General features: G+C 63.0%; 22 protein-coding genes and 4 tRNA genes. 18 read left to right on the top strand and 8 right to left on the bottom strand.

Features of this window, described 5'->3' with window-relative positions:
• Nucleotides 1–42 precede the first annotated feature (42 nt).
• Entirely contained in the window at nt 43–363 is a 321-nt protein-coding gene (locus M1D97_RS04505) for an HlyU family transcriptional regulator (RefSeq protein ID WP_456269548.1), read from the bottom strand.
• 115 nt (nt 364–478) lie between these two features.
• Nucleotides 479–1,699 carry an argininosuccinate synthase gene (locus tag M1D97_RS04500; protein ID WP_456269547.1) on the bottom strand — a complete coding sequence of 407 codons (1,221 nt, stop codon included), beginning with the start codon at nt 1,697–1,699 and terminating at the stop codon, nt 479–481.
• Between the two features lie 243 nt (nt 1,700–1,942).
• Here M1D97_RS04500 and rnt point away from each other — a divergent pair, with 243 nt between their 5' ends.
• On the top strand, nt 1,943–2,614 hold the full coding sequence (rnt, locus tag M1D97_RS04495) for a ribonuclease T (RefSeq protein WP_456269546.1): 672 nt from the start codon (nt 1,943–1,945) through the stop codon (nt 2,612–2,614).
• Between the two features lie 71 nt (nt 2,615–2,685).
• Here the strand turns inward: rnt and grxD are convergent, their stop codons facing one another.
• Nucleotides 2,686–3,033, bottom strand: a complete 348-nt coding sequence (gene grxD, locus M1D97_RS04490; protein ID WP_456269545.1) for a Grx4 family monothiol glutaredoxin — start codon at nt 3,031–3,033, stop codon at nt 2,686–2,688.
• A gap of 342 nt (nt 3,034–3,375) precedes the next feature.
• On the opposite strand from grxD, the gene argF reads away from it, so the two are divergent.
• Nucleotides 3,376–4,293, top strand: a complete 918-nt coding sequence (gene argF / locus M1D97_RS04485; protein ID WP_456269544.1) for an ornithine carbamoyltransferase — start codon at nt 3,376–3,378, stop codon at nt 4,291–4,293.
• Between the two features lie 141 nt (nt 4,294–4,434).
• Here argF and M1D97_RS04480 read toward each other — a convergent pair whose 3' ends face one another.
• Entirely contained in the window at nt 4,435–4,983 is a 549-nt protein-coding gene (locus M1D97_RS04480; protein WP_456269543.1) for a hypothetical protein, read from the bottom strand.
• Nucleotides 4,984–5,152: 169 nt separating this feature from the next.
• On the opposite strand from M1D97_RS04480, the gene M1D97_RS04475 reads away from it, so the two are divergent.
• The 3 genes from M1D97_RS04475 to M1D97_RS04465 all read left to right on the top strand — a co-directional run bounded on the left by M1D97_RS04475 (nt 5,153) and on the right by M1D97_RS04465 (nt 5,956).
• On the top strand, nt 5,153–5,341 hold the full coding sequence (locus tag M1D97_RS04475) for a hypothetical protein (protein WP_456269542.1): 189 nt from the start codon (nt 5,153–5,155) through the stop codon (nt 5,339–5,341).
• 127 nt (nt 5,342–5,468) lie between these two features.
• Entirely contained in the window at nt 5,469–5,762 is a 294-nt protein-coding gene (locus M1D97_RS04470; RefSeq protein ID WP_456269541.1) for a hypothetical protein, read from the top strand.
• The gene (locus M1D97_RS04465; protein ID WP_456269540.1) at nt 5,753–5,956 is read left to right on the top strand and encodes a putative motility protein; all 204 of its coding nucleotides are present in this window, start codon (nt 5,753–5,755) and stop codon (nt 5,954–5,956) included. Before M1D97_RS04470 ends, M1D97_RS04465 begins: the two co-directional genes overlap by 10 nt.
• Before the next feature lie 87 nt (nt 5,957–6,043).
• Here the strand turns inward: M1D97_RS04465 and M1D97_RS04460 are convergent, their stop codons facing one another.
• Nucleotides 6,044–6,487, bottom strand: coding sequence for a CBS domain-containing protein (locus M1D97_RS04460; RefSeq protein WP_456269539.1), 444 nt, complete (start codon nt 6,485–6,487; stop codon nt 6,044–6,046).
• Between the two features lie 376 nt (nt 6,488–6,863).
• Nucleotides 6,864–6,939: transfer RNA gene (locus M1D97_RS04455), tRNA-Ala, on the bottom strand.
• A 195-nt stretch (nt 6,940–7,134) separates the two neighbouring features.
• Between M1D97_RS04455 and uvrC the strand changes: the two genes are divergently transcribed.
• From uvrC to M1D97_RS04395, 12 genes are all read left to right on the top strand, one after another.
• Nucleotides 7,135–8,970: an excinuclease ABC subunit UvrC gene (gene uvrC, locus M1D97_RS04450; protein WP_456269538.1), complete on the top strand. Its 1,836-nt coding sequence runs from the start codon at nt 7,135–7,137 to the stop codon at nt 8,968–8,970.
• A 72-nt stretch (nt 8,971–9,042) separates the two neighbouring features.
• Entirely contained in the window at nt 9,043–9,591 is a 549-nt protein-coding gene (pgsA, locus tag M1D97_RS04445; protein ID WP_456269537.1) for a CDP-diacylglycerol--glycerol-3-phosphate 3-phosphatidyltransferase, read from the top strand.
• A gap of 84 nt (nt 9,592–9,675) precedes the next feature.
• A tRNA-Gly gene (locus tag M1D97_RS04440) sits at nt 9,676–9,750 on the top strand.
• A 64-nt stretch (nt 9,751–9,814) separates the two neighbouring features.
• Nucleotides 9,815–9,888 (top strand) — tRNA-Cys (locus M1D97_RS04435).
• Nucleotides 9,889–9,953: 65 nt separating this feature from the next.
• Nucleotides 9,954–10,040: transfer RNA gene (locus M1D97_RS04430), tRNA-Leu, on the top strand.
• Nucleotides 10,041–10,437: 397 nt separating this feature from the next.
• Entirely contained in the window at nt 10,438–12,033 is a 1,596-nt protein-coding gene (locus M1D97_RS04425; RefSeq protein WP_456269536.1) for an ABC transporter substrate-binding protein, read from the top strand.
• 67 nt (nt 12,034–12,100) lie between these two features.
• Nucleotides 12,101–13,027, top strand: coding sequence for a S66 peptidase family protein (locus M1D97_RS04420; RefSeq protein WP_456269535.1), 927 nt, complete (start codon nt 12,101–12,103; stop codon nt 13,025–13,027).
• A gap of 395 nt (nt 13,028–13,422) precedes the next feature.
• On the top strand, nt 13,423–14,433 hold the full coding sequence (locus M1D97_RS04415; protein WP_456269534.1) for an ABC transporter permease subunit: 1,011 nt from the start codon (nt 13,423–13,425) through the stop codon (nt 14,431–14,433).
• 14 nt (nt 14,434–14,447) lie between these two features.
• The gene (locus M1D97_RS04410; RefSeq protein ID WP_456269533.1) at nt 14,448–15,386 is read left to right on the top strand and encodes an ABC transporter permease subunit; all 939 of its coding nucleotides are present in this window, start codon (nt 14,448–14,450) and stop codon (nt 15,384–15,386) included.
• A 68-nt stretch (nt 15,387–15,454) separates the two neighbouring features.
• A complete protein-coding gene (locus M1D97_RS04405) occupies nt 15,455–16,456 on the top strand; it encodes an ABC transporter ATP-binding protein (protein ID WP_456269532.1) in 1,002 nt (333 codons plus the stop codon).
• On the top strand, nt 16,453–17,463 hold the full coding sequence (locus M1D97_RS04400; RefSeq protein ID WP_456269531.1) for a dipeptide ABC transporter ATP-binding protein: 1,011 nt from the start codon (nt 16,453–16,455) through the stop codon (nt 17,461–17,463). Before M1D97_RS04405 ends, M1D97_RS04400 begins: the two co-directional genes overlap by 4 nt.
• Before the next feature lie 116 nt (nt 17,464–17,579).
• Nucleotides 17,580–18,716 (top strand): FUSC family protein, encoded by a 1,137-nt coding sequence (locus tag M1D97_RS04395; RefSeq protein WP_456269530.1) that lies wholly within the window; start codon nt 17,580–17,582, stop codon nt 18,714–18,716.
• Here M1D97_RS04395 and M1D97_RS04390 read toward each other — a convergent pair.
• Together M1D97_RS04390 and M1D97_RS04385 are read right to left on the bottom strand one after the other, a co-directional pair.
• The gene (locus M1D97_RS04390) at nt 18,707–19,120 is read right to left on the bottom strand and encodes a protein YgfX (RefSeq protein WP_456269529.1); all 414 of its coding nucleotides are present in this window, start codon (nt 19,118–19,120) and stop codon (nt 18,707–18,709) included. The two genes, M1D97_RS04395 and M1D97_RS04390, sit on opposite strands and share 10 nt — an antisense overlap.
• Nucleotides 19,080–19,373, bottom strand: coding sequence for an FAD assembly factor SdhE (locus M1D97_RS04385; RefSeq protein WP_456269528.1), 294 nt, complete (start codon nt 19,371–19,373; stop codon nt 19,080–19,082). The genes M1D97_RS04390 and M1D97_RS04385 overlap by 41 nt, the downstream gene beginning before the upstream one ends.
• A gap of 203 nt (nt 19,374–19,576) precedes the next feature.
• On the opposite strand from M1D97_RS04385, the gene ihfB reads away from it, so the two are divergent.
• Nucleotides 19,577–19,873 carry an integration host factor subunit beta gene (ihfB, locus tag M1D97_RS04380; protein ID WP_456269527.1) on the top strand — a complete coding sequence of 99 codons (297 nt, stop codon included), beginning with the start codon at nt 19,577–19,579 and terminating at the stop codon, nt 19,871–19,873.
• Nucleotides 19,874–19,894 lie beyond the last annotated feature (21 nt).

Genomic DNA, 19,894 nt, shown 5'->3' with positions numbered 1-19,894 from the left:
CTGCGGCTCCTGTGCGACAGCATGGCTTGTACCGCCCTTGTGTCAGTTGGGACGATGCGGGTCTTCAAAAAGTCGGTCGCCCTGCTCATCGATGTAGCGCTCGGCCTTGGTGCGGGTCATGTCGATACAGCTGTCGCGGTCGGGCAGCACGTCGGAGCGCTCAAAGCGCAGCTCCTGCGTCTCGCCGTCATCGCGCGTGCGGCGGATGATGCCGCTGACGCGATACTGGCCGCCCGCCTCTGCCGGCGTGATGATGATCTCGCAGCCCTTGTACTCCACGGTATCGGCCACCTGTCGGGAGGTGTCGTCAGCAGTCGTGGCACCGCCGCTGCCCTTGAGTGCATCGAACAGTTTTTTCAGCATGGCCGGCTCCTGATGTCTGTGGATCGGTGCGCCACCCGCGCACGCCATAACGTTCAGTCTGACACAAAAGGGGCCGCTGAAAAGCGGCCCCTGTCGTGACACCACGCGCGCTGGATCAGTCGTCGAGACGACCCTTTTTCGCGGCAATGCGCAGACGCAGCGCGTTGAGCTTGATAAAGCCCTCGGCATCCTTCTGGTCGTAGGCGCCGGCATCGTCTTCAAAGGTGGCGATCGAGGCGTCGAACAGCGAATCTTCCGACTCACGTCCCACCACGATGACGTTGCCCTTGTAGAGCTTGAGGCGCACCACGCCGTTGACGCTGCCCTGCGACTGATCGATTGCAGCCTGCAGCATCCTGCGCTCCGGGCTCCACCAGTAGCCGTTGTAGATCAGCTCGGCGTACTTGGGCATCAGCTCGTCCTTCAGGTGCGCCGACTCCCGGTCCAGCGTGATCGACTCGATCGCGCGGTGGGCGCGCAGCATGATGCTGCCCCCCGGGGTTTCGTAGCAGCCACGGGATTTCATGCCCACATAGCGGTTTTCGACGATATCCAGACGGCCGATGCCGTTTTCACCGCCGACGCGATTGAGATACGACAGCACGTCGTGCGGTTTCATGGTCTGGCCGTCGATCGCCACGATGTCGCCACGCTCGAAGGTCAGATCGATGTAGGTGGCCTGATCGGGGGCGTCTTCGGGGCTGACGCTCCAGCGCCACATCTCTTCTTCGGCTTCGGTCCAGGGGTCTTCCAGCACGCCGCCTTCATAGGAGATATGGAGCAGATTGGCGTCCATCGAATAAGGGGATTTTTTCTTGTTTTTGGCGTAGTCGACCGGGATGTCGTGCTCTTCGCAGTAGTTCATCAACTTTTCGCGCGAATTCAGATCCCACTCGCGCCACGGGGCGATGACCCTGACACCGGGCTTGAGCGCGTAGGCACCCAGCTCGAAGCGCACCTGGTCGTTGCCCTTGCCGGTCGCACCGTGGGCGATGGCATCGGCGCCGGTCTCGTTGGCAATCTCGATCAGGCGACGGGCGATCAGCGGACGCGCGATCGAGGTGCCCAGCAGGTACTCGCCTTCGTAGATGGTATTGGCACGAAACATCGGGAACACGTAGTCGCGCACGAAGGTTTCACGCAGGTCTTCGATGTAAATTTCCTTCACACCCAGCGCCTGTGCCTTGGCCCGTGCCGGCTCGACCTCTTCCCCCTGCCCCAGGTCAGCCGTGAAGGTCACGACCTCACAGTCGTAGGTTTCCTTGAGCCACTTGACGATCACGGAGGTATCAAGCCCCCCGGAGTAGGCCAGGACAACCTTTTTTACATCGGACATACCGGCTCCTTAAGGCGTAGTCATGCTTTGAGTGTTGCGTGAGTATAGCGTCACCGGCTCGCGGCGAATACCGCGGATGGGATTGCCGGGGAGCACAATGCTACACTGCGCTCCTGTCAACCGAATTCATCTCTCGACCAGAAGGCTTCCTGTGCCGGTCACCATACCTGCGGGCCTCGCCCGGTTATACGCGTCCCCGATATTCATGGCGTCTTCTGCCGTCTGCGACAGGAGAACACGGCAATGAACGATGTTGTCCCGAAACTCATGTCCGGTCGCTTTCGCGGCTTTCTGCCCGTGGTGGTCGATCTGGAAACCGGCGGTTTCAATGCCCGCACCGATGCCCTGCTCGAGATCGCGGCGGTGACGCTGACCATGGACGAACAGGGGCATCTGCTGCCCGATGAGACGTTTTCGTTTCATATCGAGCCGTTCGAGGGCGCCAACGTCGAGCAGTCCGCGCTCGACTTTACCGGCATTCGCCTGGACAGCCCGCTGCGCCAGAATGCGGCGCTCAAGGAGAAGGCAGCGCTCGAGGAGATCTTTAAACCGGTGCGCAAGGCGATCAAGTCCCATCAGTGCAATCGCGCCATCCTGGTCGGCCACAATGCGGCCTTCGACCACGGCTTTCTCAATGCCGCCGTCGAGCGCGCCGGCATCAAGCGCAACCCCTTCCACCCCTTTTCGAGCTTTGATACCGCAACGCTGTCGGGGCTGGTCTACGGGCAGACCGTACTGGCCCGGGCCTGTCGCGCCGCGGGGATTCCCTTTGACAGTCAGGAGGCGCACTCGGCGCGCTATGACACCGAGCGCACCGCCGAGCTGTTCTGTGCCATCGTCAACCGTTTCAAGGATCTGGGCGGCTGGGACCTGACGCTGCGCGAGCAGAGCATGGACGGTGAGGATTCGCCCTAGTGTCGCCGCACATCGGCATTAAAAAACCCGCCTCGTCAAAGGCGGGTTTTTCATGTCATCCGAAAGGGCGATCAGGCGTTATCGCCTTCCTCCGGCGCGGCACTGGCGGCGGCCTGCTTGACCATCGGCGCCAGCTCACCGTTTTGATACATCTCGACGATGATATCGCAGCCACCGACCAGCTCACCGTTGAGCCACAGCTGCGGGAAGGTGGGCCAGCTGGCATATTTGGGCAGCTCGGCGCGGATATCCGGGTTGTCCAGAATGTTGACGAAGGCAAAGCGCTCGCCGCAGCCCATCAGTGCCTGTACGGCCTGCGCGGAGAAGCCGCACTGCGGCATCTGCGGTGAGCCCTTCATGTAGAGCAGAATGCTGTTTTCGCTGATCTGCTGCTTGATGGTATCGATTGTCTCGCTCATGTCCGGTCTCCAAAAGAGGGCCTTGAGAGCCCATGAATGTCTGGTCTCAGTGTACGCCGACATGGGGGTTAAAGCAGCCCGGATCAAGGCGTCGCGCCCACATCAAGTTGCGCGCCCCAGAGGCTCTGGTTAGGATGAACGGGGTCGACGGCGTGCTGCAAGCCCCGTCTCCCGCCATCGACACTGGCAATATTTCAGGGCGCCGCAGGTTTTCATGCGGCGCTTTTTCGTTGGTTCCGGTACGGGTGCCGCCTCGACATTGCAGCGCCCGCCCTTTTCGAGCGTCACGCCCGGCGACGCTTTCATCACCGTGACGTTATGCACCTACAGGAGCATCGAGACATGGCCCTTCGCCACTTTCTTACCCTGATGGATCTGTCACCTCAGGAACTGGCCTATCTCATTGATCGTTCGATCACCATCAAGCGGGAACTGGCCGATAACGGCCCGGTCTACACGCCGCTCGAGAATCGAACGCTGGCCATGATTTTCGAAAAGTCCTCCACGCGTACCCGCGTCTCCTTCGAGACGGGCATGACGCAGTTCGGTGGCCATGCGCTGTTTCTGTCGCCGCGCGACAGCCAGCTGGGGCGCGGTGAACCGGTCGGCGATACCGCCCGCGTGCTCTCCGAGATGGTCGATGCGGTAATGATCCGGACCTTCTCGCACGACAGCATCGAATCCTTCGCCGATGCCAGTTCCATTCCGGTCATCAACGCGCTGTCCGATGACTATCATCCGTGTCAGCTGCTGGCCGATGTTCAGACCTGGACCGAGTGCCGGGGCCCGGTGAAGGGCAAGACCGCCGTCTGGGTGGGAGATGGCAATAACATGTGCCACTCCTGGATCAACGCCGCGCGCCAATTCGACTTCAACCTGCGTATCGCCTGTCCCGAAGGCTTCGAGCCTGATCAGGAAATTCTTGATGCCGCCGGGTCGCGCGTCGAGATCTTCCGCGACCCGCGCGCCGCCGCCGAGGGCGCCCATCTGATCACCACGGATGTGTGGGCATCCATGGGCCAGGAAGAGGAGCAGACCGCTCGCATGGCCTCCTTCAACGGCTTTCAGGTCAACGAGGCGATGCTGGATGCCGCCGATGACGAGGTCATCTTCCTGCACTGTCTGCCGGCCCACCGCGGTGAAGAGGTCAGCGAGACCCTGCTGGATGATCCGCGTGCCTTCGTCTGGCAGGAAGCGGGCAATCGGCTGCACGCCCAGAAGGCACTGCTGGAATTTCTGATGGTCGGTCGGGTGGCGTGATCCCCCGCAGACGACGTCATCGCCCGGGCGATGACGTCGATGGCGGCTTATTCATCGCTGTTGCTGTCTTTGTCCGGCGCGACAGTGTCACGGGTCATCGACACTCTCATGCCCTCCCAGAGCCCTTGTACGGCCGCCCGATCAGTGTTCATGCGTCGTCGAAGCTGTTCGTAGTCCGTCAGCAGCGTGACCAGATCCTGATTGGTGCGAACGTCGTTGATCCCCGCCGGTGCCGGCAGGGGCCGTGTCAGATGGCGGGGCATCGGCGGTGGCGGCACCATCACCGGCGTCGTCTGCGGCGGAGAGCTGACACATCCACTGATGTATCCCGTCAGGCACAGCGTGATCAGCCCATTCCTTTGATGTCTGGTGATCATTGATTATCCTCTCCAGATGTTGTCGTTTGCCGGTCAGTGACTGCCGATCCGTCTCGAGCTGCTGCTCGCGGCTGACACTCACCTCTGCCAGATGTTCGGCGTGCGCCTGCCAGGCACGCGCCACCAGCTGCTGACGCTGCGCCTGTTCATGGGCACTGCGGGCTTCTTCGCGGGCATCGGCCAGCGCTTCACGCCACTGCTCCAGCCGCTGGGTGTAGCCCCACAGCCCGCCCGCCAGCAGTGCCAGGGCGGCCAGCGCGATCAGCACCCGAACGGGAATCTTGCCAAGCCCCCCCAAAAGCAGGTTCCACATGGACATCTCCTTGTTGAGCATGTTGGTGTGACACAACTACTCGGGACAATAATTATCCCTTATGGATAATTATTGCGCCAATGGAAGGCTCAGGCAAGTTGAAGCTGTATATAAAGACAGTATTTCACCCGCTAACTGCCACCGCCGATATCGAAAACAGGATGACGAGATGACCCCACAGGATGAGCTGGTCGTGGCGCTTGAAGAGCTGCCGGATGGTGCCGACGTCGGAACGCTGTTCCATCTGCGCCTGACGCGCGAGAGCGGGGAGCGTGTGACCTGTGCCCTGCTGATCAGGGAGATGGGGCCCGAAGAGGCCCTGTGTGAGGTGCTTGCCATTCAGCCATCCGAGGCGTAGGCGTCACTCCCTGACATGCCCTGCATCATGGCATCAACCGGCATTAAAGCCCTCGGCGCCGGTGCCGATAAGAGAGCCATGCGGTCAGCCCGAGCTGTCCGATTAAAGGGCCTGTCAGGAGCGATGTATGCTTGCCACCGGAACCAGGGCATGGATTCCCATCGAATTGATGCCGCCGGATCTTCATCCCGGCGATGAGTGCCACATGATGTCGAGTGTCGTGACACACCTCACGGCCAGCGGTAACGACGTTCACTACTATTACCGGGTCAGGATTACCGGTCTCGTGCCCGAGGCGGCAGAGTGTGAAGTACTCGAGACACTGTCGCCCGAGGCCGCCGAGGCCGCGATCGGCCAAGGCGCCATCCGCTGCCGAGGCAGCGGTGATTCCCTCGATGCAGGAGAACGCCCATGGACATGAGCGTTAATGGCATGGTCAATGCCTCAATGGCGCTGCAGCAGCATCAGCTCAGCAGTGACGTACAGACCAGCGTCTTGAAAAAGTCGCTGGACGGTCAGGCCGAGCAGATGACGCAGCTGATGTCATCAGTGGCCACGGCGCCGCAGCTGGCCACCGAAGGGATGGTCGGCACCCGGATCAATACCACCGCCTGACGATGGCTGTTATCCGGCATCATGCCGCAATGGAAAGGCGCCATCTTCGGATGGCGCCTTTATTCGTTCAGGGCAGCCGGGTCGTGATCAGCTCGCGGGGGCTTCCAGCAGGGTGACCGCCAGGCGCACAAAATCCACCGACGATAGAATGCCCACCAGATGCCCCTCGGCGTCCAGTACCGGCATGGCGCCCTGACGGTGCGTCAGCAGCTGCTGACCGGCCTCGGCGAGCGGCGTGTCGATCGACAGCGTCAGCACGTCCCTGGAGATGACGTCGGCCAGGGGAATCCGCGCCAGGTGATGGCTCAATCGCTTCGCACCGAAATTGTCGGTAATGCGCAGCGCTTCCTTCAGGACCACCTTCTGGTTCAGCAGCCCCGCCAGGCGCCCCTGCTCATCCAGCACCGGGAGATGGCGCACCCGGTGCTCCCGCATCAGTTCGTTACCGTCATGAAGCGTCTGCTCAAGGCGCAGTGTCACGATATCCCGACTCATGAGATCGGCGATCGAAGCCTGTCTGCTACTGGTCATGTCCGTTTATTCCGCATCAAGTCCGTGCTCCCGCCACAGGGTGGCAGAAAGCATTCCGCCATCGTGGCGCCGATGGCCTGCAGTCCCCCGTTGACCGGGGCCGTCAGGAAGATGTCGCGACGCGACGGCATCACGCGCCCTCCTCTCTGGCTTATCGGCAACGACCGGGCAATACACAGGGGGAACAGGCGAAATTGACGCGAGATCGCTCACGGGGATCGCCATGGCGGGACGCAAGCGCTCGCCGCCTGGCGCGATGACAGAAGCGATGGATAAAAAGAGCAGCGGGCGCTGCTGCTGTCGTACGATCAACAACGACCGGACATGAAAAAAGCCGCTACAGCGAAATGCTGTAGCGGCTTTTTCGATAATTGGTTGGTGGAGCCTAGCGGGATCGAACCGCTGACCTCAACACTGCCAGTGTTGCGCTCTCCCAGCTGAGCTAAGGCCCCGAACCGGTGCGTAATATACGATGTGACGCTCCCGGCGTCAACCCTTTTCTTCAACGCATGGTCGCATCATCGGGTCGCCCCCTCATGCTCACCGGTCCCCGCCCTGCTCATGCGAAGGCAGCCGGCCGGGCAAGGCGCGCGGCCTTTACCGCGTTATCTGTTAAAATAAGGGCACTATTACTTCTGGAGGTCATCATGAACGATGAGGTGATCACGGCGTTCGATCCGCGCCAGTTCCTGAAAACGGTCACCGAATCACCGGGCGTCTATCGCATGCTCGATGAGCACGAGAATGTCCTCTACGTCGGCAAGGCCAAGCGTCTCAGGGCACGGCTGTCGAGCTATTTCCGCAACACGGGGCTCAATGCCAAGACCCAGGCGCTGGTCAGCCGCATTCGTGACATTCAGGTGACCGTGACCCGCAGCGAAACCGAGGCGCTGCTGCTGGAACAGACGCTGATCAAGCAGCAGCGTCCGCCCTATAACATCCTGCTGCGCGACGACAAGTCCTATCCCTATATCTTTGCCAGCGACCGCCATCCCTACCCGGCGCTGGAACTGCGCCGCGTGCGTCAAAAACGTGGCGATGGCCGCTACTTCGGCCCCTTTACCAGCTCCGGCGCCGTGCGGGAAAGCCTGTCGCTGATGCAAAAGATCTTTCGCATCCGCAACTGCGAGGATTCGGTGTTTGCTCACCGTAGCCGGCCGTGCCTGCAGTATCAGATCGATCGCTGCACGGCGCCCTGCGTGGGCTATATCAGCAAGGAGGACTACCAGCGTGACCTGGAGCACGCGCTGATGTGCATGGAAGGCAAGAGCGACGAGGTCACTCAAAAGCTTTCCACCGACATGGAAACGGCCGCCCAGAACCTGCAGTTCGAGCAGGCCGCCTTTCTGCGCGATCAGATTCAGCAGCTGCGCCGCCTGCAGAGCCAGCAGTCGGTGGATACCGCCGGCGGCGATGCCGATGTCTTTGCCCTCGCCGAACGCCCCGGCGGGCTGTGCGTCAGCGTGCTGATCATTCGCCAAGGACGGGTGCTCGGCTCGCGCCACCATATGCCCGACAACGGTCTGGATCTCAGCTCCGAGGCGCTATTGAGCAGCTTTGTCAGCCAGTACTATCTGGGCCAGAGCAACGAGCTGCCCGCCGAGGTGCTGACCTCCCACGCCGTGGAGGATCAGGAGATCCTGCAGACCGCGCTGTCCGAACACGCCGAGCGGCGCGTGCGCATCGCCCATCAGGTCCGCGGCCACCGAGCCCAGTGGCTGGAGCTGGCACGCACCAATGCCGACCAGCATCTGGCCACCAAACTGGCCAGCCGTCAGCAGCTCAACGCCCGCTTCAAGGCACTGGCCGAGGCGCTGGAACTGGAAGAGACGCCTCAGCGCATGGAGTGTTTCGATATCAGCCACAGCAGCGGCGAAGCCACGGTCGCCTCCTGCGTGGTGTTCGATCAGAGCGGCCCGATCAAGTCGGACTACCGCCGCTTCAACATCGAGAGCGTGGCGGCCGGCGATGACTACGCCGCCATGCGCCAGGCTCTGACGCGGCGCTACAAGCGCATCCAGAGCGGCGATGTGCCAAGACCCGATATCCTGATCGTCGACGGCGGCAAGGGCCAGCTCAACATGGCCCGCGAGGTGTTCGAGGAGCAGGGCGTGTTCGACATCGTGCTGCTGGGGGTCGCCAAGGGCACCACGCGCAAGCCCGGGCTCGAGACGCTGTTCATCGACACCGTCGAGCGCAGCCTGACGCTGGAAAGTGCCTCCGGCGCCCTGCATCTGATCCAGCACATTCGCGATGAGGCGCACCGCTTTGCCATTACCGGACATCGCCAGCAGCGTGACAAGGCGCGACGCTCGTCTACCCTTCAGGAGATTCCCGGCGTTGGCCCCAAAAGACGCCGGGAACTGCTGCGCCATTTCGGTGGCCTGCAGGGCATTCGCAACGCCTCCCGTGACGATCTTGCCCGCGTGCCCGGCATCAACGCCCAGCTTGCGACACAGATTCATCAGGCACTGCATGGCTGACGGCGCCGTCAGGCGTTAGAATCCAGCTCTCTTGCAGGTATGTTTCACCCCCCGGTCAGGACCGATAGTGCCATGAGCATCCCCAATATCTTGACGCTGACAAGAATCGTACTCATACCGCTTCTGGTCATCGTGTTCTACCTGTCGACCGGCTGGAGCAATCCGCTGGCCGCCCTGCTGTTTACCATCGCCTCCGTGACCGACTGGTTCGATGGTTATCTGGCACGCCGCTGGGACCAGAGCACGCCCTTTGGCGCCTTTCTGGACCCGGTCGCCGACAAGCTGATGGTGGCCGTCGCCCTGGGCGTGCTCATCGAGTTCTACAGTGATGCCATTCTCACCCTGCCGGCACTGGTGATCATCGGTCGCGAGATCGTCATCTCGGCGCTGCGCGAGTGGATGGCCGAGCTTGGCAAGCGCGCCAGCGTCTCGGTCTCCAGCATCGGCAAGTACAAGACCGCCTTTCAGATGATCTCGATCATTTTGCTGCTCGGCTTTGCCCCCGGCACCCTGCTGGCCCAGGTCGGCTTTCTGCTGCTGTATCTGGCGGCCATCCTGACGCTGTGGTCGATGTACAAGTACCTGCGCGCCGCCTGGCCGGAACTGACCCGCTCCATGTGAGCGTAACGCGTGGTTCGGGTGCGATTTTTTGCCGGCTTTTGTTTGACAGAATTCTGTCACATCAGTATATTTCGCACCCGTTGAGCGGGAATAGCTCAGTGGTAGAGCATCGCCTTGCCAAGGCGAGGGTCGGGAGTTCGAATCTCCTTTCCCGCTCCATCCCTTACGGGATCAACGGACAGGGTCAACGAGTAACGCCATCTCGTTTTCCGCACCGTTTTGAGGCTGGATGGCAGAGTGGTTATGCAGCGGACTGCAACTCCGTGTACGCCGGTTCGATTCCGACTCCAGCCTCCATCTCCCTTCTGCCTGACCTCCAGCCACTTTCAGATGGCCTCAAGCAGACGAGTCGTCGATGCCTCGCCCGGATGGCGGAACAGGTAGACGCAAGGGACTTAAAATCCCTCGACCGCAAGGTCGTGCCGGTTCGATTCCGGCTCCGGGCACCAATCAGATCCGCAAGTCTCTCCCCTGCCCTTCGTTTTTCTGCCCGATCTCGACACTTTTTTTTGCAGCTCTCATGTCGTTTCAACGCCTTGCGCCAGGGCGGCGATCACGCACGTCCATACGCCTTCACCGATGCACCGCGGGGCATGTGACCTCGTCATCAGTCATCACGAGCACCATGTGAGCGAGCCATCGCTGCCTTCGGGCTGCCTCGTGTCGCTGTTGGACCAAGATCCCGGGCGCGACAGCACCAATTGACAGCCTGCCCGCCTGCGACATAGTTTCATTGCGTGACGTTGTGTCATGACGTCACCCCCGTGAGGTCGATCAACTGTCGACCCTGCGGCGCAAACCGGCCTACCCGGCCGGTCACACCAACAATATACAAAAGACATGCTCATGACTCAGACACTCTCCCGCCGGCTGATGCTGGCAGGTGGCCTGCTGCTGGCGGCCACCGGTACGGCCCATGGCAAGACCCTCGTCTACTGCTCGGAAGCCAGCCCCGAAGGCTTCAACCCGCAGCGTTACACGGCCGGCACGACCTTCGATGCCTCCTCACGCACCATCTACAACCGACTGGTGGAATTCGAGTCCGGCACGACCGATATCAAGCCGGCGCTGGCCGAGTCGTGGGAGGTCTCCGATGACGGCAGGACCTATACCTTCCACCTGCGCCAGGGCGTTAAATTCCAGACCACGGATTACTTTACACCGTCGCGCGAATTCAACGCCGATGACGTGCTCTACTCGTTTAACCGCCAGCTCCGGGACGACCACCCCTGGCACGGGGTGGGCAGCGGCTATGAGTATTTCGAAGGCATGGGCATGCCGGATCTGATCGAGCGCGTCGAGAAGGTCGATGACCATACGGTGCGCTTTCATCTGAGTCGCGCCGCGGCGCCTTTTCTGTCTGACATGGCGATGGATTTTGCCTCGATTCTCTCAGCCGAATACGCCGACCAGCTGATGGAAGAGGGCCAACCCGAGCGCATGAACCAGCAGCCGCTGGGCACCGGCCCGTTTCAGTTTGCCGGCTTCCAGCGCGATGCCTATATCCGCTATCAGGCCCACCCGGACTACTGGGAAGGCCGATCGCCGCTGGACCGGCTGGTATTTTCGATCACGCCTGACGCCTCGGTGCGCTACCAGAAACTGCAGGCCAACGAATGCCAGGTCATGGTTTTCCCCAACCCGGCCGATCTGGAAGCGATGCGTAGTGATCCGAACATCGACCTGAAATCGGCCGAAGGGCTGAACGTGGGCTATCTCTCCTTCCAGACGCAAAAGCCGCCGTTCGATGATCCGCGGGTACGCCGCGCGCTCTCCATGGCCGTGGATCGCGATGCCATCATCGAGTCGGTCTATCAGGGCGCCGGCGAGAAGGCCAGAAACCCGATTCCGCCGACGCTGTGGGGCTACGACGACAACGTCGAGGCGATACCGCACGACCCGGAACAGGCCAGAGCGCTGCTGGCCGAGGCCGGTGTCGAAAACCTGAGCACCCAGCTGTGGGCCATGCCGGTACAGCGCCCCTATAACCCCAACGCGCGGCGCATGGCCGAAATCATCCAGTCCGACTGGCGCGACATCGGCGTCAACGCCGAGATCGTCTCCTACGAGTGGGGGGAATACCTGCGTCGTGCCTCCGAGGGCGAAGCCATGACCGGCCTGTTCGGCTGGACCGGGGACAACGGCGACCCGGACAACTTCCTCAATACGCTGCTGTCCTGCAATGCCGCCCGCGACGGCTCCAACTACGCCAAGTGGTGCAACGAGGAGTACGACGACATTATCCGGCAGGCGGCCACCGCCACCGACCAGGAGGAACGCTCGGACCTCTACGTACAGGCGCAGGAGATCTTCCGCGATCAGCTGCCCTGGCTGCCGATCGCCCACTCGATCGTCTACGAACCGGTGCGCAGCAACGTGACCGGCTATCAGGTGCAGCCCACCGGCGTGCATACCTTCTACGGCGTGGATATCGAGGAGTAGCGCCTCTGACGTAGGATAGGGCCCCGCTCATGCGAGCGGGGTTTTTCATGCCTTGCGAACCGGTGCCATGACACGACCCACCCCTGACATTTCCGACCTGCGCCCGCTGGGCGACGGCCCACGCACCGTGGCGCTCATTGCCCCGGCCGGCGCCGTGATGACCGAGCGCCTCAAGGCCACCTGCACCCTGCTCATGGCCATGGGCTATACCCCGCACCTCATGGACCACGTCGGCGCGCGCCATCGCTATCTGGCCGGCACCGTCGAGCAGCGTCTTGAAGACTTCCACGCCGCCTTCAACCTGACGGACGTGGCCGCCGTGTGGTGCCTGCGCGGCGGCTATGGCTGCGCCCAGCTGATCGATCACATCAACTGGGATCATCTCCCGGACGTGCCGCTGCTGGGCTATTCCGATATCAGCGTGCTGCTGAGCGCCTTCCACGCCCGCGGTCGCCGCGCCCTGCACACCCCGGTCGCCACCGAACTGGCCCTGCTCGAGCAGGCCGAAGGCACCGAACGAGCGGCGCGCGCCGGGGCCATGGCCAGCATTGCCTCCGTGCTGTCGGGCGAGGGTGGTCACATGAGTGCCGCGCACGTGGCCGGCCCCGCGGCACCGACAAAAGGCAAGCTCATCGGCGGCAATCTCACCACGCTTGCCAGCGTTGCCGGCACGACAGGCGCCCTGCATGTACCGGAAAACGCCATTTTGATGCTCGAAGACGTGGGCGAACGGCTCTATCGCCTGGAGCGCAGCCTGTGTCAGCTGCTGGACAGCCTGGATACGCGCCGGCTCAAGGCCGTCTGTCTGGGAAGCTTTACCGGCTGTGACTCTGGCGAGAGCAGTATCGAGGCGGTCTTTCAGGAGTGGCTGGCACCATACGGTATCGCGCTCTATCACCAGCTGCCCTTCGGTCACGGCGTACACAACCAGGCCTGGCCGGTGGGACGCCCGGCGCGGCTGACCGGTGACACACTGGACTGGTCGCCCGGCTGACGGACCTCTGTCGGCCCTGTCCATGCGCCATTACGGGCATGGACAGGGTCAGCGCAATCCCCTAGGGTCTATCACCGACTGCATCGCTGCTTACAAGGCCATTCGCTGCAGCAACAATAACAAGTACGGACACATGACCATGACCGATCATCTCTCGACCCGCCGTCTCTACAAGACCCGTCTGACCCGTCGCGCCACTTCTGCCGCCGACCTGTGCCGATCCGACACCGGCTGACCCATACCCCGAACTTCCAGCATGAATCCGGCACGCCCTGACGCGTCGCCGCCATTCATTGCCTGCCCATGCCTGCTGACCACGCCACTGTCGGCCCACAGGCCGTACCGGCGTGTTGATACAGGTACGGATTACACGTTCGCAGCGGCGGAAATCACCCATGTTGAGCCTTGTCTTTCGTAAACTTCTGATGCTGATTCCCACCCTGCTGGGGATCACGCTGGTGACCTTCACCCTGGTCCGGCTGATACCCGGCGACCCGGTCGCCATCATGGCCGGCGAACGCGGCATCTCGGCCGAGCGTCACGCCCGGTTGATGGCCGAGCTGGGGCTTGATCGCCCCCTGTGGGAGCAGTATCTGAGCTTTCTGGGCGATCTGGCCCGGGGCGATCTGGGTCATTCACTGATCAGCAGCAACCCGGTGCTCGATGAGTTTTTATCGCTGTTTCCGGCCACACTCGAGCTTGGTTTCTGCGCCATGCTGCTGGCCGTGTGCCTTGGCATCCCGCTGGGCGTCATCGCCGGCATCAAGCGCGGCTCGATCATTGACCACACCGTGATGGGGACCTCGCTGACCGGCTACTCGATGCCGATCTTCTGGTGGGGGCTGCTTTTGATCATTTTCTTCTCGGGCATACTGGGCTGGACGCCGGTCTCGGGGCGCCTCTCGTCGAGCTACTGGATCGACACACCCACCGGCTTCATGCTGATCGACACCCTGCTCTCCGGCGAGCCCGGCGCCTTTCTGGATGCCCTGCACCATCTGATTCTGCCCACCATCGTGCTGGCGACCATTCCGCTGGCGGTAATTGCCCGCATGACGCGCTCGTCGATTCTCGAGGTGCTGGGCGAGGACTATATCCGCACCGCCCGCGCCAAGGGGCTCTCGCCCTGGCGCATCATCGCCGTTCACGCCCTGCGCAACGCCATGATCCCGGTCACCACCGTGATCGGGCTGCAGATCGGGCTGCTCTTTTCCGGTGCCATTCTCACCGAAACCATCTTTTCCTGGCCCGGCATCGGCAAATGGCTGATCGACGCGGTCGGCCGGCGTGACTACCCCTCGCTTCAGGGCGGCATTTTGCTGATTGCCCTGATCGTCATGGTGGTCAATCTGATCGTTGATCTGCTCTATGGGCTGATCAATCCCCGCATTCGACACAGCCGCTGAGCCCGGAGACACCCATGACACAGGTTACGCCTCAGCCGCCGGCCGCCACACCGGAACTCGACGACAACACTCCGATCGAGGACACGCCACAGCGCCCCTCGCCGCTGCGCGACGTCTGGCGCAGCTTTCGCCGCAATCGCGCCGCCCTGGCCGGCATGATCGTGATCGCGCTGATCATCGTGATGGCCTGCCTGGCCGACGTGGTCGCGCCCTATTCGCCGGTCGCGCAGTTTCGCGACAGCGTGCTCACCCCGCCCTTCTGGCAGGACGGCGGCACGTGGCGCTTCATTCTCGGCACCGACGACCTGGGCCGCGACATTCTCAGCCGTCTGATCCACGGCGCCAGGCTTTCCATGACCATCGGCGTCATCGTGGTATCGCTGTCGCTGGGCCTCGGCGTACTGCTGGGCCTGCTGGCCGGCTTTCTGCGCGGCTGGATCGATACCGTCATCATGCGATTGATGGACATCATGCTGTCGATCCCGAGCCTGTTGCTGGCCGTGGTCGTGGTGGCGGTTCTCGGCCCGGGACTGTTCAACGCCATGCTGGCGATCGCAGTGGTCTATCTGCCCCACTACGTGCGCCTGACCCGCAGCTCGGTGATTACCGAGCGCGAGCGTGAATACGTCATGGCCTCACGGCTGGCCGGCGCCGGCATGTTCCGGCTGATGTTCATTACCATTTTGCCCAACTGCCTGGCGCCGCTGATCGTGCAGGCCACGCTGAGCTTCTCCAACGCCGTGCTTGATGCCGCCGCGCTGGGCTTTCTGGGGCTGGGCGCCCAGCCGCCAACGCCTGAGTGGGGCAGCATGCTGGCCGATGCGCGTCAGTATGTCCTGCAGGCCTGGTGGGTGGTGACCTTCCCGGGGCTGGCGGTTCTGATCACGGTGCTGGCCTTCAACATCATGGGCGATGGCCTGCGCGATGCCCTCGACCCGCGCCTCAAGCGCTGACGGGCTCAAACGCGGCACAGACACGACAACAACGACAAGCGTCGACCATTTCACAACAGGAGAGCGCCATGGCGCTTCTGGACATTGAACAGCTCAGCGTGTCCTTCGACACGGATGAGGGGACCTTCCCCGCGGTATCGGATCTGAGCCTGACGCTGGAAGAGGGCGAAGTGCTGGGTATCGTCGGCGAATCCGGCTCCGGCAAGAGCGTGACCATGCTGGCCATGATGGGCCTTCTGCCCTTCAACGCCCGGGTCGAAGCCAGTCGCTTTCACTTTGCCGGCCAGGACATGCAGACCCTGAGCGACCGCGCCCGGCGACGCCTGACCGGCAACGACATCGCCATGATCTTTCAGGAGCCGAGCACCAGCCTCAATCCGAGCTTTACCATCGGCTTTCAGCTGCTGGAAGCCATCAGGGCCCATGAAGGCGGCAGCCGCCGCCAGCGGCGCGAGCGTGCCATCGAGCTGCTCGACCAGGTCGGTATCCCGGCCCCCGGCAAGCGCCTGAATGACTATCCCCACCAGCTGTCGGGCGGCATGAACCAGCGCGTGATGATCGCCATGGCGATCGCCTGCAACCCGCGGCTTCTGATCGCCGATGAGCCAACCACGGCGCTGGATGTGACCATCCAGGCACAGATTCTGGATCTGCTGCTGCGGCTGCAGGAGGAGCGCGGCATGGGGATGATCCTGATCACCCATGACATGGGCGTGGTGGCCGGCGCCGCCCGACGCGTGGCCGTCATGTACGCCGGCCAGCTGATGGAAACCGGCGCCAGCAACGATGTCTTTCGCGACCCTGCCCATCCCTATACCGGCGCCCTGCTCAACGCCCTGCCGGAGCGCCACCCGGGCACGGCGCGTCTGCCGACCATTCCCGGCGTGGTGCCGGGCATCGGTGACCGCCCGCAGGGCTGTCTCTTTCATCCGCGCTGCGCCCATGCCCAAAAGGATTGCCGCGCCAGCCGCCCGTCGCTGGAAACGCGGTATGCCGAAACCGGACTCGGCACCCGCCACGTGCGCTGCTACCACCCGCTCAATGAAGAGGATCTGGAGATGGCCCCATGAGCAGCCCCGACCTTTTTGATGAACCGCTGATGCAGGCCCGCGATCTCGTCCAGACCTATCAGGTGCGCCAGGGATTCCTGCGCCGCGCCGAGCTGCACGCCGTGCGCGGCGTCAGCTTTACCCTGAATGCCGGGGAGACGCTGGCCGTGGTCGGCGAATCCGGCTGCGGCAAGTCCACACTTGCCCGCATGCTGACCCTGGTGGAGCCGCCGAGCTCGGGCGAGCTGCTGGTCGGCGGGCGCGATGCCGCAAGCCCCGACCGGCAGACGCTGGCCGCGTTGCGTCGCGACGTGCAGATGGTGTTCCAGAATCCCTACGGCTCGCTCAATCCGCGCAAGCGGATCGGCACCATCCTGGAAGAGCCGCTGGTCATCAACACCTCGACCCCGGCCGATGAGCGCCGACACATGGCGCGCGACATGCTCGCCCGTGTCGGGCTGCGCCCGGAGCACTACGACCGCTATCCGCACATGTTCTCCGGCGGCCAGCGCCAGCGCATCGCCGTGGCCCGCGCCCTGATGCTGCGCCCCCGGGTGCTGGTGCTGGACGAGCCGGTCTCGGCGCTGGATGTCTCGGTGCAGGCCCAGGTACTCAATCTGCTCAATGACCTGCAGGAAGAGTTTGGCCTGGCGTATCTGTTCATCTCGCATGACCTGAGCGTGGTGCGACACGTGGCCGACAACGTCATGGTCATGTATCTGGGCCGCCCGGTGGAGGTCGGCTCGCGCGAGGCCCTGTTCGAGGCGCCGCGCCATCCCTATACGCAGGCGCTGCTGTCGGCCACGCCGTCAATCAACCCGGACGAGCGCCGCGACCGGATTGCGCTCAGCGGCGAGCTGCCCTCGCCCCTGTCACCGCCATCGGGCTGCGCCTTTCATCGCCGCTGCCCGCACGCCCGGCCCGAGTGTGCCGACAAACGCCCCGAGCTTCGCGAGGTCGAGGGGGCCCGGGTGGCCTGCCATTTCGCCGAGGAGATCATGCACCCGCGCACAAGCGGGGCGGCCTGACACCGGACGGGGCGGTGCCACACCGTCCCGGCGGTTCGTAAAAGAGGATTATTCCTCGAGTTTCCGGATTCTTCGACGATAAGATAGGGACACTCATTCTCCCATTCCGGCGCCCCATGGCACGCATACGCTTTCGCGACCCCTATTTCAACTATCGTTACCGTCACTATCTCTACACGCTGCGGGCCACCATCGCGCTCGGCATCACCTTTTGCATCATTTCACTGTTCAACATTCCCCACAGCATCTGGGCCCCGGTCAGCACGCTGATGGTGATGGGCAACCTGCCCCATGTCGGCGGCGTGCTCGACAAGGGCGGCCAGCGCCTGATCGGTACCGCGCTGGGCGGCGCGCTGGGGATCGTGCTGCTGCTGATTCCGGCGCCGTCGGGCACCGTGCAGGTGCTGACGCTGGTCGCCATCGCGGTGGCGCTGCACGCTACCTTTACCTCGCGCTACGGCTATAGCGTTTTGATGTTCGGCATCACGATCCTGATGGTGACCGGCGATGGCAATCAGGATCTGACCATCGCGCTGTGGCGCGCCTTCGACGTGCTGCTGGGCACCAGCATCGGCATTGCCATCACGATCGTCGTGTTGCCCCAGAAGGCCACGGACCTGTTCCGCTTCATGCTGGCCGACAATCTCGACCGTCTGGCGAGTCTCTATTACGCCCACACCGTGGCCACCGAAGCCGATCATGACCAGACGCTCGAGGAGATGAAAAAGACCACCTCGCAGCTGATCAAGCAGCGCGCGCTGGTGGATGCCGTCCACAAGGAAGGCAGACTGCGCCGCGGCGAGCTCAACAGCCTGCTGTCGCTGGAGCGACGCATGATCTCGACCGTCGAGCTGCTGCTGGAGACCCACTGGGACACCCGCAACGGCCACGACATCATCGAAAGCCTTGAAGGGCTGCGCAACGAGCAGCAGCAGCTGGCGCGCGATCTGTCGATGCTGGCGCATCAGGTGCGCACCGGCCAGGAGATTGATCTCGACATTGCAGCACTTGATCTGCAGCGCTACGTCAACCGCGCCTTTTCCGGACGCTCCGCCTCGGGGCGCGCCCTGTTCAGCCCGAGTGGCTATCTGTGGCTCAACCGCGAGCTGGCCCGCCAGGCCCGCGCCCTGGTGGGCTATCTGGGCAATATTCAGCGCCTGCCCAGCTCCAGGCTGAGAAAGCGCGCCAGCCGGCATCATCTGGTGGGCGGCCGGCGCCTGAGCGACGAGCGCCCCGACAGCGCTCAGCCCTGAGAAGGCTCGCGGGCAGGATCATTGGTCGAGGCACCGGCCAGTAGCACCCGGCGCAGATGGCGAAAGTGTTCGGGCGGCAGCATGTCGTACCAGAGCGCGTAGCGGTGGTGATCGAGCCGCACCTCACACAGCAGCGGCCCGACCCGGGGCGATCTGACCGTCACCTCCTGCCAGCGGCCGTGGCGATACTGCTCCCACCGGCCACTGCCGGTGGTGCGCAGCGGGGGTGGCACCCGCCCCGCCTGCTGCCACCCCAGCGCGCCCAGCACGACAAGTACCGCTGCCGCCCAGAGCAGCGAGAGCCAGAGCGCGCAGGCCAGGGCGATACTGCCCGCGATCAGAAGGTAAAGACCGAACGCCACTCTAGAGCGGACGAACGTCGCCTGTACGGGTGCTTTCGGCATAATCCACGATCTGCGTGATGATGGGAACCAGCGACGGGTCGTCGGGCATCTGCCGACGCATCAGCCACAGAAAAAGATCCTGATCCTCCCGGCCGATGAGCGTCTGATAGGCAGTCTGGTCCTCCGCGGTGAGCGCGTCGAAGCAGTTCTCGAAAAAGGGCACCAGCATCAGATCCAGCTCCCACATGCCACGACGGGAGTGCCAGTAGAGGCGCTTGCGCGCCGTGGCATCAAAGGCTTTTGATTCACTCACATTATTCTCCTGTCAAAGGGCAGTGGCGCCTGCGTCACTATACGCTTTTAAAGCGCCGCGCCCGGGATTGTCCGGCCCCTTTCAGGCGGCCCCGACATGAATTTCGACCGACATGTAGTGCGTTGTTTTATCTCACATTAGCGGCTATGCTGAAAACAAACAAAAACCCTGAAGGCGCCCGACGCAACGGATGGAGAACCCCGATGACGAAGTCCGAGTTGATCGAACAGATTGCCGCGCAACAGTCAGAGCTCTCCGTCAAGGAGGTGGAGTCAGCCGTACGCCTCATCCTTGACGATATCACCGAAACGCTGGCCGGTGGCGGTCGTGTCGAAATCCGCGGCTTTGGCAGCTTCTCCCTGCACTATCGCGAGCCGCGCACCGGACGCAACCCCAAGACCGGCGACCCCGTCAGCCTCAGCGGCAAGCACGTCCCGCATTTCAAGCCGGGCAAGGAGCTGCGCGAGCAGGTCAATGCCAGCCGTGAACAGGGGCTTTGAATACCTCCCGCATCGCGCCTC

This window comes from Kushneria sp. AK178, assembly GCF_053903105.1.
Note: the sequence above shows the minus strand (reverse complement) of the source record. Positions and strands in the feature narration are given on the sequence as shown.

Coding starts and splice junctions, on each gene's coding strand:
- M1D97_RS04470 (WP_456269541.1), top strand. CDS start 5,469: ATGCTTGCCACCGGAACCAGGGCATGGATTCCCATCGAATTGATGCCG.
- grxD (WP_456269545.1), bottom strand. CDS start 3,033: ATGAGCGAGACAATCGATACCATCAAGCAGCAGATCAGCGAAAACAGC.
- M1D97_RS04480 (WP_456269543.1), bottom strand. CDS start 4,983: ATGTGGAACCTGCTTTTGGGGGGGCTTGGCAAGATTCCCGTTCGGGTG.
- M1D97_RS04420 (WP_456269535.1), top strand. CDS start 12,101: ATGACACGACCCACCCCTGACATTTCCGACCTGCGCCCGCTGGGCGAC.
- M1D97_RS04415 (WP_456269534.1), top strand. CDS start 13,423: ATGTTGAGCCTTGTCTTTCGTAAACTTCTGATGCTGATTCCCACCCTG.
- M1D97_RS04475 (WP_456269542.1), top strand. CDS start 5,153: ATGACCCCACAGGATGAGCTGGTCGTGGCGCTTGAAGAGCTGCCGGAT.
- M1D97_RS04405 (WP_456269532.1), top strand. CDS start 15,455: ATGGCGCTTCTGGACATTGAACAGCTCAGCGTGTCCTTCGACACGGAT.
- M1D97_RS04505 (WP_456269548.1), bottom strand. CDS start 363: ATGCTGAAAAAACTGTTCGATGCACTCAAGGGCAGCGGCGGTGCCACG.
- M1D97_RS04500 (WP_456269547.1), bottom strand. CDS start 1,699: ATGTCCGATGTAAAAAAGGTTGTCCTGGCCTACTCCGGGGGGCTTGAT.
- argF (WP_456269544.1), top strand. CDS start 3,376: ATGGCCCTTCGCCACTTTCTTACCCTGATGGATCTGTCACCTCAGGAA.
- M1D97_RS04395 (WP_456269530.1), top strand. CDS start 17,580: ATGGCACGCATACGCTTTCGCGACCCCTATTTCAACTATCGTTACCGT.
- rnt (WP_456269546.1), top strand. CDS start 1,943: ATGAACGATGTTGTCCCGAAACTCATGTCCGGTCGCTTTCGCGGCTTT.
- pgsA (WP_456269537.1), top strand. CDS start 9,043: ATGAGCATCCCCAATATCTTGACGCTGACAAGAATCGTACTCATACCG.
- M1D97_RS04460 (WP_456269539.1), bottom strand. CDS start 6,487: ATGACCAGTAGCAGACAGGCTTCGATCGCCGATCTCATGAGTCGGGAT.
- M1D97_RS04400 (WP_456269531.1), top strand. CDS start 16,453: ATGAGCAGCCCCGACCTTTTTGATGAACCGCTGATGCAGGCCCGCGAT.
- M1D97_RS04465 (WP_456269540.1), top strand. CDS start 5,753: ATGGACATGAGCGTTAATGGCATGGTCAATGCCTCAATGGCGCTGCAG.
- uvrC (WP_456269538.1), top strand. CDS start 7,135: ATGAACGATGAGGTGATCACGGCGTTCGATCCGCGCCAGTTCCTGAAA.
- M1D97_RS04425 (WP_456269536.1), top strand. CDS start 10,438: ATGACTCAGACACTCTCCCGCCGGCTGATGCTGGCAGGTGGCCTGCTG.
- ihfB (WP_456269527.1), top strand. CDS start 19,577: ATGACGAAGTCCGAGTTGATCGAACAGATTGCCGCGCAACAGTCAGAG.
- M1D97_RS04390 (WP_456269529.1), bottom strand. CDS start 19,120: ATGCCGAAAGCACCCGTACAGGCGACGTTCGTCCGCTCTAGAGTGGCG.
- M1D97_RS04410 (WP_456269533.1), top strand. CDS start 14,448: ATGACACAGGTTACGCCTCAGCCGCCGGCCGCCACACCGGAACTCGAC.